This is a genomic window from Pseudoduganella rhizocola, from assembly GCF_045984285.3.
Classification (GTDB): Bacteria; Pseudomonadota; Gammaproteobacteria; order Burkholderiales; family Burkholderiaceae_D; genus Rugamonas.
Genome location: NZ_JBJQIK030000004.1, coordinates 406,368 through 420,597, shown reverse-complemented (window position 1 = coordinate 420,597; position 14,230 = coordinate 406,368). Strand labels below are relative to the sequence as shown.

The window sequence follows — 14,230 nt, the reverse complement described above, 5'->3', positions numbered from 1 at the left end:
AGCAAGATAATACTCCCCACCAGCCTCTTCGTCAAGCCCCTCTTCTCCAAAAGAGTGGGTGTTTCAGCCTTTCAGTTCAAGCGCGCGGTCGTATAGCGCATTTTTTTTGCGGCCCGTGATTTGCGCCGCCAGGCTGGCTGCCTGTTTAAGCGGGAGTTCGGCCAGCAGGATTTTCAGCACCCGCTCCGCTTCCGCATCACCCGCTTCATCGGCCTGCGGCGCGCCTTCCAGCAGCACTACGTATTCGCCTTTTTCACGGTGCGCGTCCGCCTTCAGCCACGCTACGGCCTCGCCCAGCGGGCAGCGGTGGATTTCCTCGAACAGCTTGGTCAGCTCGCGCGCGAACACCACCTGCCGTCCGGGGCCGAATACGGCAGCCAGCGCTTCCGCGCATTCGATAATGCGGTGCGGCGCTTCGTAGAACACCATGGATGCCGTGACGGCAAGCAGCGACTGCAGCACCGTTTCGCGCTGCTTCGCTTTCGATGGCAGGAAGCCAACAAAGTGGAACTGGTCGTTCACCAGTCCACTGGCCGAGAGGGCGGCAATGCCGGCCGAGGCGCCGGGCAGCGGCACCACGCGCAGGCCTGCCTTGCGCACTGCGTCCACGATGCGCGCGCCGGGGTCGGAAACCGCAGGCGTGCCGGCATCGGACACCAGCGCAATGCGCTCGCCCGCCTGCAGCCGTGCAACCAGCATTTCCGCCGCTTCGCGCTCGTTGTGCATGTGGGCGGCCACCAGCGGCTTGCTCAGGCCGAAGCGCTGCATCAGCTGCGCCGTATTGCGGGTGTCCTCGCAGGCCACGGCATCGACCAGGCTCAGAACGTGCAACGCGCGCAGGCTAATGTCGGTAACATTGCCTATCGGTGTAGCCACTACATACAATGTTGCCGTAGGATAGGTCTGCAGCGCGGTCTCGCCGAGTACGGGCAGGGCCGCGAGCGGGCTGGATTCTTGAACTGTCATTGGGGGTAGGATGCTGGCTAAAAAGATAAGAAATACATTGCTGTGCCTCGCCATTGCCACGCTGGCCAGCGCCTGCAGCACGCCCTGCGGCTCGCCGGGGGCATTGTGCGCGCCAATTTCATCGGTGACAAGCCCGGCGCCTGCCGCGGCGCCGGTGCGCGCGCCCGAACCGCCACCGCCGCCACCCGCCGAGGAACCCGAGACCTTTGCCGTCCCCATGCCAGGCACCGCGCCCGAACAGCCGGGCGGCACGGCTCCAGCAGCCGTCACGCGCATCGGCCTGATGCTGCCGCTGCGTTCCGAAGCGCTGGGCCGCGCAGCCGATGCCGTGCGCGCCGGCTTCCTCGCCGCCTGGGAACGCGACCGCGCAGGCTTCGAGGTCAATGTGATTGAAACCGGCGATGCGCCGCAGGACGTGCTGTCCATCTATAACGAGGCCTTGAAAACGAACGATATCGTGGTCGGCCCGCTGGCCCGCTCCGCCGTTACCTCGCTGGCAGCCAGCCAGGCCGTGAGCAAGCCGACCATCGCGCTGAATCATCCGGAAGACCGCGACGCCACGCCGCTGCCGCAGAAAATGCTGGCCATCGGGCTCTCCATCGAGGACGAGGCGCGCCAGGTGGCCGATATGGCGGCCCGCGACTTCCCTGGTGGCGAGGCGATTATCGTCAGCGGCGGCAATGCCTGGCAAAAGCGCCTGGCGGGCGCCTTCGCTGCCCAGTGGCAGCAGCGCGGCCTGAAGGCAAAAACCCTGGAGCTGAGCACCCTGAACGGCTATCTCAGCGATCCGGAACTGGTGGCGCTGCGCAGCCGCCTCGCCAGCGAGCCGGTCGAGCTGCTGTTTGCGGCACTGGACGTGGACCAGACCCGCCAGCTGCGCGTGGCGCTGAATGCGCCGCCGCTGGACCTGGTTCCGGTCTACGGCACCTCGTCGCTGAATCCCGGCCGCGCGCTGCTGGTGCCCGGCCCTGAGCTCGACGGCGTGCGCCTGCTCGACCTGCCCTGGCAGGTGCAGCGCGACCACCCGGCCGTGATGGTGTATCCGCAGCCGGAGCCGCGCGACGAGGCCCGCCTGAGCGCGGACATGGAGCGCCTGTACGCGCTCGGCATCGATGCCTTCCGCATCGCGCGCGAGATCACGCTGAAGCCCGGCCAGCCCTTCAAGCTGGACGGCGTAACGGGCCAGCTCTCGGTCGATTTCGGCAACGGCCCTTCGCGCTTCCAGCGCATCGAAACGCCTGCCGTCTACAAGAACGGCGTGCCGCTTCCGGCAGGGCAGTAAGCGGGGGCGCCATGCCCCGGACCAGCCAGCAGGCCGAAGGCCAGCGCAGCGAGGATGCTGCGCTCGACCATCTGCGCCTGCACGGGCTGCAGCTGGTCGAGCGCAATTTCCGCTGCAAGGTGGGCGAGCTGGATCTCATCATGCGCGACGGCGCCCACCTGGTCTTCGTGGAAGTGCGCCAGCGCCGCAGCAGGGAGTTCGGCGGCGCCGCGGCCAGCATCACGCCGGCCAAGCAAAAGCGGCTTTTGCGCGCCGCCCAGTTTTATCTGCTACGCTTTCGCCAGCTTCCTCCCTGCCGCTTCGACGTGGTTGCCATTGACGGCGACCAGCTGACCTGGCTGCGCAATGTGCTGGAAATGTAAGCATTCTTAACAGCGCTTGTCCGGCCCTGGTGGCGACTGCACTATAATTACGCACTATGACTACTGACCGCATTCTTGCGCACTTCCACGAAAGTGCCGAAACCAAAATCCAGTCCGCCACCGTCCTCGCGCAGCCTGTTGCGCAGGCAATCGAACTGATGTTCTCCGCACTCTCGAACGGCAACAAGATCCTCGCTTGCGGCAATGGCGGTTCGGCCGCCGACGCGCAGCATTTTGCCGCCGAGCTGGTAGGCCGTTTCGAGCGTGAACGCTTCCCGCTGCCCGGCATTGCCCTGACCACCGATACCTCCATCCTCACGGCAGTTGCGAATGACTACAGCTACCGCGAGATCTTCTCGAAGCAGGTGCAGGCTTTCGGCCAGGCCGGCGACGTGCTGCTGGCGATTTCCACGTCCGGCAATTCGGCCAACGTGATGGCGGCGATTGAAGCGGCACTGGAGCGCGAGATGCGCGTGGTGGCGCTCACCGGCAAAGGCGGCGGCGCCATCGGCAAGATGCTGACCGACGCCGACGTGCATATCTGCGTGCCGGCCGACCGCACCGCCCGCATCCAGGAAGTACACCTGACCTGTATCCACTGCATTTGCGACGGCATCGACGTCGCCCTGTTCGGAGGTGATGAATGAGTAAACGTGTTCTCGCAATGGCCCTGATCGCGGGCACCGTGGCATCCACCCTGTCTGCCTGCGTTCCGCTGGTGGTGGGGGGTGCAGTCGCCGGCACCGTGGCAGCGTCTGACCGCCGCACCTTCGGCGCCCAGACCGAAGACAAGGCGATTTCGGTCAAGGCCGACCTGAAGATGCCGAATATCGTCGGCGATGCAGGCCATGTGAACGTGAACAGCTTCAACCGCCGCGTGCTGATCACGGGCGAAGTGCGCGACGCCGCCATGAAGGCTGCCGTTGAGCGCGAAGTGAAGGCCATCGAAGGCGTGGTGATGGTGGTGAACGAGCTGGAAATCGCCGGCCCGTCGAGCTACACCTCACGTTCCAACGACGCGCTGATCACCACCAAGGTGAAAGCCAGCCTGGTTGACGCCAAGGATATCTCGGCCAATTCCTTCAAGGTGGTGACCGAGCGCGGCACCGTCTACCTGATGGGCCGCGTTACCCAGCGTGAAGCCACCCAGGCCGCCGAAATCGCACGCGGCGTGAATGGCGTGAACAAGGTGGTCAAGGTCTTCGAATACATTTCGGAAGACGAATGGAAGCAGTATCAGCCGAAGCCTGCGCAGTAATCGGCATCGCACTATAATAGGCCCATGACTACGCCATCCTCCAAAGCCTGGATCAAGCCCGCCATCGCAGCGATTGCACTGGCGGGTGTTGGCGTGGCCGCCTATTTCTCGTTGAATAACCATAGCAGCGCACCGGAAGTCACCTTTGTCGGCATCAAGGGCGAGCGCATCGCGCCCGCAGACCTGAAGGGCAAGGTGGTGATGGTGAATTTCTGGGCCACCTCGTGCACCACCTGCGTGGCCGAGATGCCGGAAATGGTGAACACCTATAACAAATACAAATCGCAGGGCCTGGAGTTCGTGGCCGTGGCGATGAAGTACGATGCGCCGAACTATGTGGTGAATTTCGCCGAAACGCGCCAGCTGCCCTTCAAGGTCGCGCTGGACGTGACGGGCGAAGCGGCCAAGGCCTACGGCGACGTGGCAATGACGCCGACCACCTTCGTCATCGACAAGGATGGCAAGATCATCAAGCGCTACGTCGGCAAACCCGAGTTCGCAGCGCTGCACAAGCTGCTCGAAAAAGCCCTTCAGGGCTGATCTTCAAACAATCCGCCGCCGTCCCAGCGCAGCGCTTCCGGCTGTGCGCCTTTCGCTATCGCCTTGCCTTCCAGCCCCGCTTCGCGCACGATGCGCGGCATCACGCGGCAGTAGCTCGCCTGCACGCCAGCCAGCCGCGCCAGCTGGGCATATTCGAGCACCATGTCTGGCGGCATGCGCCGCAGCACCACCCGCACGCGCTCGCGCCAATCCTCGTGCCATTGCTGGCCGGAGCCGGGCAGCAGGCGCACAGCATCCCTTTCCGTGATGGTCCCGCCCCGCAGCACACGCGCCAGCACGCCGCGCTGCGTGCCGATGCGCTTCGCCAGTCCGGGCGACTGCGCGTCGAGGTAGCCGCAGGCCTCGCACTGGAAGCTGACGGACAGCACTGCCTGCGGCCCTATCGCCAGCAGCGTACCTGAGGCGATTGCCGAGGTATCGAGATCGATGAGCAGGTTTTCGCCGAGGGCGCCGGGCTGCAGGGCGTGCCGGGAATAGGCGCCCGCGCCAGCCAGCAGCACCTGCCGCGGCGACAGCGGGTCGGCATGCAGATCGCCGGCCAAGCCCACGCCAGCCACGGCCTGCGCCATGCGCTGCCGCTGCCATGGCGCGCCGCGCTCCGCCCGAAGCGCTATCGCGCAAACCTGGCTCATAAGGCCATGCTGTGGCTCAGAACCCGGCTTGTGCAGAGAGGTACAGGCCCTTCTGCTTCTTCGGGTTGAAGATGGTGATGTCGCCGAGCTGCGCATAGGCGGCCGTCAGCGAGAAGTTCTTGGTAGGGAACCAGGCGATGAACACGTCGGAATAGGCCTTTTCGTGGTCGACGCCGAGGTTGTGCGGCTTGCGGCGGTATTCCGTGCCCAGCGCCAGCTTGCGGTTCAGCAGGTAAGCAAGCGACACCTCAGGCATCAGCTTGCGGCCGCTGTGCTGGTCGCCGCCGAAGCCGAGGATACCCATCTGGTTCGCGCGCGTGGAGCGCAGTGTGCCGTTCAGCAGCAGGCTGTATTCCAGAACGATCTTCGTGGCGGATACATAGACATCGTAGCCGCTGTCGTCTTTTGCGCCCAGCTGGGTAACGTTCGTGACGCCCAGCGCACCAAGGCCGCCGATGCCCTTGTTTTTCTTGTACAGCACGCCGACAGCGATTTGCGGCAGCAGACTGTCCTGCTCATAGACCGCGTCGCCGGCCACACGCAGCTTTACGCCAAGGATGTCCTGCTTGATCTGCAGCTGGTCCAGCGGCGCGAGGTCGCCCTTGAAGTCCTGCCGCGCCAGCGAGAATTCCACGCGGTCGGCGATACCGACGGCCACGCCGTAGGTGCCCAGCGAGTAGTCCTGCGTTTTCACATGCGTGTAGTGCGCGTTGGCGCCCCAGCTGTCGCGCGTGCCGTAGCCGGTAATCAGCGCCCATGGCGTGATGCCGCCGCCGCCCGCGCCTTCCAGCTGGCTGACGCCGCCCGTTGCCAGCAGCTTGGCGGAATCCTGCGCCATGGCGCTGCCGCTCATCGCGAGCGCGCACGCGGCAAATACCTTCCAGAGTTTCCTGTTCATGGCGCTCATTTGGTGACGATATCGCGGCGCATGGGCGCCAGTTTGGCGACCAGCTTGTTCGCAATATGATTGGGCACATCGTTGCGCTCCATCGCGATCTGCAGGTCTTCGGTCAGCGCATTGAATTGCGCGTCCGTGATCTGCAGGTCCTGGTGCACGGTCTTCATGTCGCGCACGGTGCCAACGCCATCCATCGTCTTGTCGCGATGACGGCCCGTGTACTGGCAAGGGCCTCCCGCGAATTCGCAGAACTGTTCCTGCAGGCGCGCATTGACCTGCGGGATGTCGAAGTCGGCAAAGCTGTCCTTGATGCGCGGGTCCGCCAGCACGATGGGCAGGAAGGTATCGACGATGCGCTTGATGCCGTCCTTGCCGCCCAGTCCGCGGTAGACGGTATCGTCCTTGTAGGGGGTTTGGGCCAGCGCCAGCGAAGACGCCAGCAGCAGGCCGGCGCCGATCAATTTACTCAGTTTTTTCATGGTTCACTCTCCGCGAACCGACTCTATCACTGTTTGGGATAGAGAACCATCTGGGTGCAGCGGAAGAGCGCGAGGGTTTTGCCGTTCGCCTTGTTGCTGACGGTGGCGTCCCAGACCTGAGTGGTCTTGCCAAGGTGGACCGCTTTCGCCGTCACGGCAATTACGCCTTCGCGCGCGGTGCCGAGGTGGTTCGATTTGAGTTCGACGGTGGTGAAGTTCTCGGCGCCTTCCGGCAGGTGCGCAAAACACCCGTAACCACAGGCCGTATCGGCCAGCGTGACGATTGTGCCGGCGTGCAGGTAGCCGTTCGGCGCGAGGTGGTGGTGCGCGATTTCAATCTCCGCGCTCAGTTCACCATCGCCGACAGCGGTGATGCGTATGCCGAGGTGGTCTGGTAGTCTGCCCCTGGCGAAGCCGTTGAAATAGTCGAGCGTGAATTTTGTCTTGTCCATGGATGATGTCTCCTTTTTTCCATGAGCATTATCATCTAAGCCCAGCGAATCTGCTCCTGACCGTGTTTTGCCAGGTACTCGTTAGCGCGCGTAAAGGGCTTGCTGCCGAAGAAGCCCTTGTAGGCTGAGAAGGGTGAGGGATGGGGCGAGGTGATGACGAGGTGCTTGCTGGTGTCGATCAGCGCTTTCTTGGCGATCGCGTAGCTGCCCCACAGGATGAAGACAAGGTGCTCGCGTTCTTCCGACAGGGTGCGGATTGCGCTGTCGGTAAAGCTCTCCCAGCCGCGGCCAGCGTGCGAGCCGGCTTCGCGTGCGCGCACCGTCAGCACGGCGTTCAGCAGGAACACGCCCTGCTCGGCCCAGTCGGAAAGATCGGTGCGGGTGCGGCGCACGCCGGTGTCGCTCTCGATCTCCTTGAAGATGTTCTGCAGGCTCGGTTGCGGACGGTTGCCCTCCGGGACGGAGAAGCAGAAGCCCATCGCGGCGCCGGGCGTGTGGTAGGGGTCCTGGCCGAGGATGACGACCTTTACCTTGTCGAAAGGCGTGAGGTCGAAGGCGCGGAAGATGTGCTTCCCGGGCGGGAAGCATTCGCCCGCTGCGTATTCGCCTTTGACGAAGGCGGACAGCTCGTCCCAATAGGGTTTGTTGAATTCAGCTTCGAGCCGCGCCTTCCAGGCGGGCTCGATACGGACGCTGTCGGCGCCCATTACGCCGATTCGAGCAGGTTATGGGCCTGCACGTCGGCGTGATAGGAGCTGCGCACCATGGCGCCCACGGCGGCGTGGCCGAAGCCCATCTTGTAAGCTTCTTCCTCGAACATCTTGAACACGTCCGGATGCACATAGCGGCGCACCGGCAGGTGGCTGTTCGATGGCGCCAGATACTGGCCGATGGTCAGCATGTCGATATCATGCTCGCGCATGTCGCGCATCACCTGCAGGATCTCTTCGTCGGTCTCGCCCAGGCCGACCATGAGGCCCGACTTGGTTTTCACGTTCGGATACATGGCCTTGAAGTCTTTGAGCAGCTTCAGGGAGTGCATGTAGTCGGCGCCGGGACGCGCTTCCTTGTACAGGCGCGGCACGGTTTCCAGGTTGTGGTTCATCACGTCCGGCAGGCCGTCGGCGAAGATGTTCAGCGCCTTTTCAAGGCGGCCGCGGAAGTCCGGCACCAGCACTTCGATCTGGGTTTTCGGCGACAGTTCCTTGGTCTTCTGGATGCACTCGACGAAGTGGCCGGCGCCGCCGTCACGCAGGTCGTCGCGGTCAACCGAGGTAATCACCACATAGCTCAGGCGCAGCTTGGCGATGGTGTTCGCCAGGTTGGACGGCTCGTTCACGTCCAGCGGGTCCGGACGGCCGTGGCCCACGTCGCAGAACGGGCAGCGGCGGGTGCATTTGTCGCCCATGATCATGAAGGTCGCCGTGCCCTTGCCGAAGCACTCGCCGATGTTCGGGCAGCTCGCTTCCTCGCACACAGTCACCAGCTTGTTCTCGCGCAGGATGTCCTTGATCTCGTAGAAGCGGCTCGATGCGGAGGCGGCTTTGACGCGGATCCATTCCGGCTTCTTCAGGCGCTCCACCTGCTCGATCGGCACGATCTTGATCGGGATGCGCGAGGTTTTGCTGGCGCCTTTCTGCTTTTCGGTCGGGTCGTAGGTAGTCATAAGCTGCTTGCCCTCACAGGCTGTTCAAGTGAATTCGGGTTGGGCTACGTCCAGCAGGCGCACCAGCTCTTCGGCCAATGCGTCCTGCACTTCGGCCAGCGGAACATCGGCGCCCATGCTGCGCATGTCGATGGTTTCCAGGCCGGCGTAGCCGCAGGGATTAATCCAGGTAAAAGGCGACAGGTCCATCGCCACATTCAGCGACACGCCATGGTAGGTGCAGCCATTGCCGCGCACCTTCAAGCCCAGCGCGGCGATCTTGGCGCCCTTCTTCGGTCCATTGGCAATGTAGATGCCCGGGGCGCCTTCAATGCGTTCGCCCGCGAGATTATACGCCTGCAGCACATTGATGATCGCCTGTTCGATCTTGTGCACGAAGTGGCGTGCATACAGTTTGCCGCCCGGCTTGTTGCGGCGCAGGTCCATCAGCAGGTAGATCACCACCTGACCGGGACCATGGAAGGTTACTTCGCCGCCGCGGTCGGTCTGCACCACGGGAATCGCATTGGCGCCGGCCAGCAGGTGCCCACGGTCCGCGCCCAGGCCCAGCGTGAACACGGGCGGGTGCTCGACGATCCACAGTTCGTCGGGCGTATCGGGCGTGCGCGCATCGGTGAAAGCGCGCATCGCGGCGAAGGTCGGTTCGTAGTCTGCTTGGCCGAGATGGCGGATCAGCGCGGGGGTGGACATGGGCAGGAAGCGTTGTTCAATGCCCCGCCATTATAAGTCAGGCGGGATGCTCCTTGCCCGGCGGGACCTATTTGATGTTCTTTAGCCAAGCTTGCAGCGAAGGCCGCTGCCACTGGAACTCCACGTAGTCTTTCAGCTTTTCGGGCACCGGATCGCCATTCTTCACGAGGCGGGAGAGCATTACGGCCAGCTCGGTATCGGCAATGCACCAGCTGCCGAACAGGTGGTCGCCATGGACCAGGCGTTCGGCGGCGGCAATCAGCTTGTCCGCTGCTGCTTGCGCGGCGGGAGAAAGCGGCTTGTCGGTTGGCTCATAAAACACCGTATGCGTGCTGCGTTCTTCGCGCAGCACGCCAAGATCGCTGCGCAGCCAGGCCTGGACCTGGCGCGCACGGCCGCGCTGCTGCACGTCGGCCGGGAACAGGCCACGGTATTGCGGCGCCGGGAACATCTCTTCGATATATTCGATGATGGCGCTCGATTCGGTGAGGTAGAAGTCGGCGTGCTTGAGGCAGGGCACGCGCGCCGTCAGCGCAAGCTCGCGGTAGGGCGCACGCAGCTGCTCGCGCTCTTCAAGGTTCACGGTGCGCAGTTCGAAGCGCAATTCCTTCTCCAGCAAGGCGACGTAGGAGGCGAGGACATAAGGGCTGGTGAACTGGCTGTCCGCGTAAAGCGTGAGGTGCATGATGACTCCGGAACGGGAAACTGGCTCACAATGGTAAGCCTTGCCCGGTGGCCTCCAAAGCGATATATTTTGGCCATCCTTGCTAATTTTTCTCACAAGATGGCTGACCTGCGGCGCATGCCGAACCTGTCCGCCCTGCGCGCTTTCGAGGCCGCGGCGCGGCACCAGAACTTCTCCCGCGCGGCCGAGGAACTGCACCTCACGCATGGCGCCATCAGCCACCAGGTGCGGGGGCTGGAACAGGAGCTGGGACTGGCGCTGTTCGAACGCAAGGGACGGCAGGTGCGCATCACCGAGGACGGCGCGCGTTTTGCCGCTACGCTGGGCCGGGCGCTGGGCGAGATCGCCAGCGCAGCCGACGCGCTGCGGCAGCAGGGGCAGAACCTGCGGCTGACGGTGTCGGCGATACCGTCGTTTGCCGCGCGCTGGCTGGCGCCCCGGCTGGGCCGCTTCATTGAACAGCATCCGGAAATCGAGGTCATCCTGCAGGCCAGCAGCCAGGTGCAGGATCTCGCACGCGAGGGCATCGATGTCGGCATCCGCTGGGGACGCGGGCGCTATCCCGGCCTGAATGCGGAGCGCCTGATGGGCGATGTCTACTACCCGGTAGTGAGTCCTCGCTATCGCCATGGCGCCCTGCCCCAGGCACCTGAAGATTTGCACAACGCGGCGTTGCTGCGTTCGAACGAGCCCTGGACGCCGTGGCTGAAGGCGGCGAAACTGGACCTGCCCGAGCCGGCCGGCGGCCTGATGTTCGAGGATCTGTCGATGCTGATCCGCTCCGCCATTGACGGCGACGGGGTGGCGCTGGTGCGGGATGTGGTGGTGCGGCAGGAAATTGCAGCTGGCCACCTGGTGCGGCTGTTCGATATTGCGGTGCCGAGCGTGGATAACTATTACTTCGTTACCCCGCCCGGGGCGGCGTCCAAACCGCAGGTGCGCGCCTTCCGCGACTGGCTCAACGCCGAGCTCGCGGCCTTCGGCGCGCAGGGCCTTACATAACGATCTTCACCATGGGGTGGCCGGACAGCTCGGTGTACAGCGCATCCAGCTGTTCGCGGCTGATGGCGCGCACGATGACGGTGAGGCCGGTGTAATTGCCCTTGGCGGACGGGCGGGCTTCCATTTTGCCTTCATGGAAGGTGGGGTCGTGCTTGACGACCACTTCCAGGATGGTGGCGGCGAAAGCCTCATGCGTCGGGCCCATCACCTTGATCGGGAAGTCGCTCGGGTATTCGATGAGGGACTCGGACGGAGGGATCGCTTGCATGTTTTTTCCAATCGGTAACAAAAGAGACTGCGGGCAGTACGCCCGCAGGCCGATATTGTACCCCCGACCGGCTTACTTGCCCTCGGCCCGGAGGACGTTGTAGACCTTGTTGGCGATTTTCCATTCGCCGTTCACTTTCAGCAGCACAAAGTAATCGGTGAAGGTGATGTTGCCATGCACCAGGGTAGCCTTGGCCATGGCCGCCGTGCCGGTCACGTCAACGGCATCGATGGTGCGCTTGCGGCTGCTCTCGTCTGCCGCCGGCCCCTTGAATCCGGCGACGTATTCGTCTACGGTCCAGGTCGAGAAAGCGCCGTTGCGGTTGCCTTCGATATGGGCAGTGGGCAGGAAGGCCTTGCGCATTTCCACCGGGTCGCCGGTGGCGTGGCCCTTGAAGTATTGCACGATCGGGGCGCGCACCTCGGCGTCAGGCGTCTGTGCATGCGCCTGGCCGCCCAGCGCCAGCCCCAGGAAACCTAGCAGAACAAGCAATTTCTTCATCCGATGCTCTCCTTTTCATTAAAAAAAAGGCCAGCCCGGTCGGGGCTGGCCATAAAAAACTATTTTCACATGTTCAGACGAAAATAGTCGGGACAACGGTAGTGTCTCGAAAACTCCCTGGGCTGCGGACAATGTGCTCGTCCTGTCTTTCCCGAGTTCCCGTTTTTGCATGGTTACACTGTAGACAGTGTAGACAGCGCCAGCTACCGCTTTGTGACAAAGTGCGTGTTTTGCGGCCTGAACGACCAAAAATCGCACCTGGACGGTTAATTCTGATCGTCCAGCTTGCGGCTGCGCCGCTCGCCGGCGTTCTGCACCTGCGGACGCTGCGGCGGAGCTGCCGGCGCGGCTTGCTGGGGCGCAGGCTGCGGCTGGGACCGTTGGACCGCTTGCGGCGGCGGCTGGAAAGCTTGGGGCGGGCGCTCGGTGGCGCGGTTTTCCGCGCCCCGGTTACGTTCCTCCATGCGCTGGCGCCGCTCCTCGATCATCTGCTGGCGTCGCTCATCGGCCTGGCGGGCTTGCTGGGCCTGGAGTTGCTGCTGCGCCTGGAGTTGCTGCTGCGCCTGGAGTTGCTGCTGCGCCTGGAATTGCTGCTGCGCCTGGGAGGCCGGCTGCGGGGCTGGCAGGGTGGATAGCTGGCCGTTTTGCAGCGGCGGCCGTTGGTGGCGTTCGTTGCCGTCGCGGATACCGTCGCCGTTGCGGTCGAAGGCGGAACGGTCGGGGATGCCATCGCCGTTGATGTCGCGCGGATTCGGGCGGGGGCGGCGGTCGGGCATGCCGTCGTTGTTCAGGTCGCGCGACGGGGGCACGGCCATCACCCGGCCCGGCTGGCCGCCCGGCAGCGGGGCCGGCGTGGCCAGCGGACGGTCCGGCTGGCCGTCGCCATTGCGGTCGCGGGGGGTGAACTGGCGGTCCGGCACGCCATCGCCGTTGCGGTCGGCGGTGGTGAGGGGACGGCGGTCGGGCTGGCCATCGCCATTCCGGTCGCGGGGCGTGAACTGGCGGTCCGGCACGCCATCGCCGTTGCGGTCGGCGGTGGTGATGGGACGGCGGTCGGGCTGGCCGTCGCCATTGCGGTCGCGGGGCGTAAACTGGCGGTCGGGCACGCCATCACCGTTACGGTCGCGCTGGGCGCGGTCCGGGATGCCGTCGCGATTGCGGTCGAGGCTGTTTGGGCGCTGCGGCTGGCCGGACGGTACCGGCGCCGTCGACAGCGGCACGTTGCGCACGGCATTCGGCGCAATGGCGACGCGCTGGTTGCGGTCCACCCGCACCGTGTCGCGGCGGTCGAAACGGTCGCGCGGCAGGACGGTAACGCCGTCGCGGCGGCCGTCATGATCGCGGTCCTTCCAGCGCTCGTTGCCGCGGTAGGTCCAGCCGAGGCGGCGTTCATGGTCATGCGAGATGCGGTAGGACGGTACGAAGCGGTCGCGCGGCGTCAGCGGATACCAGCCGATGCCCGGCCCGCTGTGGCGGCTGCCGAACGTAATGGACCAGTTGGCGCCGCCCACCCAGCCCACCAGCGCCGGCGCCCACACCGGACGGCCGGCAAAACGCCCCGGCGCCCAGTACCAGCGGCGGTTGACGACCACCCAGCGGCCGTAGTGCGAAGGCGCATAGCCCCAGGGCGCATTGTCCACCCAGGTCCAGCCCCAAGGCTCGATCCAGGTCCAGCGGCCATCGCGATAGGGCGCCCAATCGGCAGCCAGTACGCGCGGCGTCCACAGCGGGCCATACTCGGCGTTTTCGGTCCAGGAACCGTACTGGTCCAGCTCCTCGTAGCCGGTTACTTCACTCGGGATATAGCGTGTGGCCACGGCCGCGTCATCGCGCCTGTCGCGCGACTGGGTCCATTCGTCGAACTGGTCGGCCCGGGCCAGGCCGGTCGACACGTCGTCGCCGCGCACCTCGGCGCGTTTGCCGGACCGCACCGTCAGCAGGGTGCCGGCGCCATCCACCCGCGCCACACCGGCGAACACCGACACCGTGGTGGTATCCGGCGCACGCTCGGCATCCACGCGCAGCACGCCTGGCTCGGTCAGCACGACGCGGGCCTGGGGCGTGGTCAGTTCGAAGTCGCCCACCATTTCCGGCGCGCGCACGCGGATGCTGGCGCTGCCGTAGTTCAGGCGCAAGCGCAGGCTGTCGTCGTCCAGCTCCACCACTTCCAGGTCGGAATCGCCATCGAGGCGCACGGCGGCCGAGCCGACGCGGAATTCGGCGCGTCCGCCACGGGAAGTTGTCAGGTGATTACTGGTGGTGACGGGCCAGTTGAGGAGGGGGCCGGTATCTTCATCCCCATCCGTGCGCAGCGTGACCTGGCCCTCGACCGAGGAAACCCGGCCGACGCGGGCCGGCGGGTCGGCCAGGGCGACAGAAGAGGCGGCCACCAGGACCACGAGCAGGACGAAATGCAGGGCTTTACGGGACATCGGGAGGCTCCATCAGCTAAGTAGCCATTTAACGCCCGATGATCGCACCGGGCCGACGCCCGTTACAAACTTTTTCACATCGTAGAATGCGAAAAC

The 14,230-nt window shown here is 64.6% G+C and carries 18 protein-coding genes; 6 read left to right on the top strand and 12 right to left on the bottom strand.

The genetic code is table 11. The features are described from left to right. Positions 1-63: 63 nt before the first annotated feature. Positions 64-966 (bottom strand): 16S rRNA (cytidine(1402)-2'-O)-methyltransferase, encoded by a 903-nt coding sequence (gene rsmI, locus ACJRPG_RS12325; protein ID WP_408000377.1) that lies wholly within the window; start codon positions 964-966, stop codon positions 64-66. A gap of 10 nt (positions 967-976) precedes the next feature. On the opposite strand from rsmI, the gene ACJRPG_RS12320 reads away from it, so the two are divergent. From ACJRPG_RS12320 to ACJRPG_RS12300, 5 genes are read left to right on the top strand one after another with little or no spacing between them, the layout of a single operon-like run. Further along, positions 977-2,248 carry a penicillin-binding protein activator gene (locus ACJRPG_RS12320; RefSeq protein ID WP_408000376.1) on the top strand — a complete coding sequence of 424 codons (1,272 nt, stop codon included), beginning with the start codon at positions 977-979 and terminating at the stop codon, positions 2,246-2,248. Between the two features lie 11 nt (positions 2,249-2,259). Continuing rightward, a complete protein-coding gene (locus ACJRPG_RS12315; protein ID WP_408000375.1) occupies positions 2,260-2,610 on the top strand; it encodes a YraN family protein in 351 nt (116 codons plus the stop codon). Between the two features lie 56 nt (positions 2,611-2,666). After that, complete coding sequence (locus ACJRPG_RS12310) at positions 2,667-3,257, top strand: phosphoheptose isomerase (RefSeq protein ID WP_408000374.1); 591 nt, start codon at positions 2,667-2,669, stop codon at positions 3,255-3,257. Continuing rightward, positions 3,254-3,868, top strand: coding sequence for a BON domain-containing protein (locus tag ACJRPG_RS12305; protein ID WP_408000373.1), 615 nt, complete (start codon positions 3,254-3,256; stop codon positions 3,866-3,868). The genes ACJRPG_RS12310 and ACJRPG_RS12305 overlap by 4 nt, the downstream gene beginning before the upstream one ends. Positions 3,869-3,892: 24 nt before the next feature. Further along, on the top strand, positions 3,893-4,408 hold the full coding sequence (locus tag ACJRPG_RS12300) for a peroxiredoxin family protein (protein ID WP_408000372.1): 516 nt from the start codon (positions 3,893-3,895) through the stop codon (positions 4,406-4,408). On the opposite strand, the gene ACJRPG_RS12295 is transcribed toward ACJRPG_RS12300, so the two are convergent. From ACJRPG_RS12295 to yfcF, 8 genes are all read right to left on the bottom strand, one after another. Then, entirely contained in the window at positions 4,399-5,061 is a 663-nt protein-coding gene (locus ACJRPG_RS12295) for an MOSC domain-containing protein (protein ID WP_408000371.1), read from the bottom strand. The two genes, ACJRPG_RS12300 and ACJRPG_RS12295, sit on opposite strands and share 10 nt — an antisense overlap. A gap of 16 nt (positions 5,062-5,077) precedes the next feature. Continuing rightward, entirely contained in the window at positions 5,078-5,959 is an 882-nt protein-coding gene (locus ACJRPG_RS12290) for a DUF3034 family protein (protein WP_408000370.1), read from the bottom strand. 5 nt (positions 5,960-5,964) lie between these two features. Continuing rightward, positions 5,965-6,438 (bottom strand): group I truncated hemoglobin, encoded by a 474-nt coding sequence (locus ACJRPG_RS12285; RefSeq protein WP_408000369.1) that lies wholly within the window; start codon positions 6,436-6,438, stop codon positions 5,965-5,967. Between the two features lie 26 nt (positions 6,439-6,464). Beyond that, on the bottom strand, positions 6,465-6,890 hold the full coding sequence (locus ACJRPG_RS12280) for a PaaI family thioesterase (RefSeq protein WP_408000368.1): 426 nt from the start codon (positions 6,888-6,890) through the stop codon (positions 6,465-6,467). Positions 6,891-6,925: 35 nt separating this feature from the next. Continuing rightward, positions 6,926-7,597 carry a uracil-DNA glycosylase gene (locus ACJRPG_RS12275; RefSeq protein WP_408000367.1) on the bottom strand — a complete coding sequence of 224 codons (672 nt, stop codon included), beginning with the start codon at positions 7,595-7,597 and terminating at the stop codon, positions 6,926-6,928. After that, the gene (gene lipA, locus ACJRPG_RS12270) at positions 7,597-8,556 is read right to left on the bottom strand and encodes a lipoyl synthase (protein WP_408000366.1); all 960 of its coding nucleotides are present in this window, start codon (positions 8,554-8,556) and stop codon (positions 7,597-7,599) included. Before lipA ends, ACJRPG_RS12275 begins: the two co-directional genes overlap by 1 nt. A 24-nt stretch (positions 8,557-8,580) precedes the next feature. Beyond that, positions 8,581-9,246, bottom strand: coding sequence for a lipoyl(octanoyl) transferase LipB (lipB, locus tag ACJRPG_RS12265; protein WP_408000365.1), 666 nt, complete (start codon positions 9,244-9,246; stop codon positions 8,581-8,583). A 67-nt stretch (positions 9,247-9,313) separates the two neighbouring features. Then, the gene (gene yfcF, locus ACJRPG_RS12260) at positions 9,314-9,931 is read right to left on the bottom strand and encodes a glutathione transferase (RefSeq protein ID WP_408000364.1); all 618 of its coding nucleotides are present in this window, start codon (positions 9,929-9,931) and stop codon (positions 9,314-9,316) included. Between the two features lie 99 nt (positions 9,932-10,030). Here yfcF and gcvA point away from each other — a divergent pair, with 99 nt between their 5' ends. Then, the gene (gcvA, locus tag ACJRPG_RS12255) at positions 10,031-10,933 is read left to right on the top strand and encodes a transcriptional regulator GcvA (RefSeq protein ID WP_408000363.1); all 903 of its coding nucleotides are present in this window, start codon (positions 10,031-10,033) and stop codon (positions 10,931-10,933) included. On the opposite strand, the gene ACJRPG_RS12250 is transcribed toward gcvA, so the two are convergent. From ACJRPG_RS12250 to ACJRPG_RS12240, 3 genes are all read right to left on the bottom strand, one after another. Next, positions 10,926-11,201 (bottom strand): DUF493 family protein, encoded by a 276-nt coding sequence (locus ACJRPG_RS12250; RefSeq protein ID WP_408000362.1) that lies wholly within the window; start codon positions 11,199-11,201, stop codon positions 10,926-10,928. The two genes, gcvA and ACJRPG_RS12250, sit on opposite strands and share 8 nt — an antisense overlap. A gap of 72 nt (positions 11,202-11,273) precedes the next feature. Next, positions 11,274-11,702: a nuclear transport factor 2 family protein gene (locus ACJRPG_RS12245; RefSeq protein WP_408000361.1), complete on the bottom strand. Its 429-nt coding sequence runs from the start codon at positions 11,700-11,702 to the stop codon at positions 11,274-11,276. A gap of 266 nt (positions 11,703-11,968) precedes the next feature. After that, entirely contained in the window at positions 11,969-14,134 is a 2,166-nt protein-coding gene (locus ACJRPG_RS12240; RefSeq protein WP_408000360.1) for a DUF6600 domain-containing protein, read from the bottom strand. Positions 14,135-14,230: the final 96 nt, after the last annotated feature.

What these genes read in the sequence shown, in the direction of transcription:
- rsmI (WP_408000377.1), bottom strand. Translation starts at nt 966, where the DNA reads ATGACAGTTCAAGAATCCAGCCCGCTCGCGGCCCTGCCCGTACTCGGC.
- ACJRPG_RS12320 (WP_408000376.1), top strand. Translation starts at nt 977, where the DNA reads ATGCTGGCTAAAAAGATAAGAAATACATTGCTGTGCCTCGCCATTGCC.
- ACJRPG_RS12315 (WP_408000375.1), top strand. Translation starts at nt 2,260, where the DNA reads ATGCCCCGGACCAGCCAGCAGGCCGAAGGCCAGCGCAGCGAGGATGCT.
- ACJRPG_RS12310 (WP_408000374.1), top strand. Translation starts at nt 2,667, where the DNA reads ATGACTACTGACCGCATTCTTGCGCACTTCCACGAAAGTGCCGAAACC.
- ACJRPG_RS12305 (WP_408000373.1), top strand. Translation starts at nt 3,254, where the DNA reads ATGAGTAAACGTGTTCTCGCAATGGCCCTGATCGCGGGCACCGTGGCA.
- ACJRPG_RS12300 (WP_408000372.1), top strand. Translation starts at nt 3,893, where the DNA reads ATGACTACGCCATCCTCCAAAGCCTGGATCAAGCCCGCCATCGCAGCG.
- ACJRPG_RS12295 (WP_408000371.1), bottom strand. Translation starts at nt 5,061, where the DNA reads ATGAGCCAGGTTTGCGCGATAGCGCTTCGGGCGGAGCGCGGCGCGCCA.
- ACJRPG_RS12290 (WP_408000370.1), bottom strand. Translation starts at nt 5,959, where the DNA reads ATGAACAGGAAACTCTGGAAGGTATTTGCCGCGTGCGCGCTCGCGATG.
- ACJRPG_RS12285 (WP_408000369.1), bottom strand. Translation starts at nt 6,438, where the DNA reads ATGAAAAAACTGAGTAAATTGATCGGCGCCGGCCTGCTGCTGGCGTCT.
- ACJRPG_RS12280 (WP_408000368.1), bottom strand. Translation starts at nt 6,890, where the DNA reads ATGGACAAGACAAAATTCACGCTCGACTATTTCAACGGCTTCGCCAGG.
- ACJRPG_RS12275 (WP_408000367.1), bottom strand. Translation starts at nt 7,597, where the DNA reads ATGGGCGCCGACAGCGTCCGTATCGAGCCCGCCTGGAAGGCGCGGCTC.
- lipA (WP_408000366.1), bottom strand. Translation starts at nt 8,556, where the DNA reads ATGACTACCTACGACCCGACCGAAAAGCAGAAAGGCGCCAGCAAAACC.
- lipB (WP_408000365.1), bottom strand. Translation starts at nt 9,246, where the DNA reads ATGTCCACCCCCGCGCTGATCCGCCATCTCGGCCAAGCAGACTACGAA.
- yfcF (WP_408000364.1), bottom strand. Translation starts at nt 9,931, where the DNA reads ATGCACCTCACGCTTTACGCGGACAGCCAGTTCACCAGCCCTTATGTC.
- gcvA (WP_408000363.1), top strand. Translation starts at nt 10,031, where the DNA reads ATGGCTGACCTGCGGCGCATGCCGAACCTGTCCGCCCTGCGCGCTTTC.
- ACJRPG_RS12250 (WP_408000362.1), bottom strand. Translation starts at nt 11,201, where the DNA reads ATGCAAGCGATCCCTCCGTCCGAGTCCCTCATCGAATACCCGAGCGAC.
- ACJRPG_RS12245 (WP_408000361.1), bottom strand. Translation starts at nt 11,702, where the DNA reads ATGAAGAAATTGCTTGTTCTGCTAGGTTTCCTGGGGCTGGCGCTGGGC.
- ACJRPG_RS12240 (WP_408000360.1), bottom strand. Translation starts at nt 14,134, where the DNA reads ATGTCCCGTAAAGCCCTGCATTTCGTCCTGCTCGTGGTCCTGGTGGCC.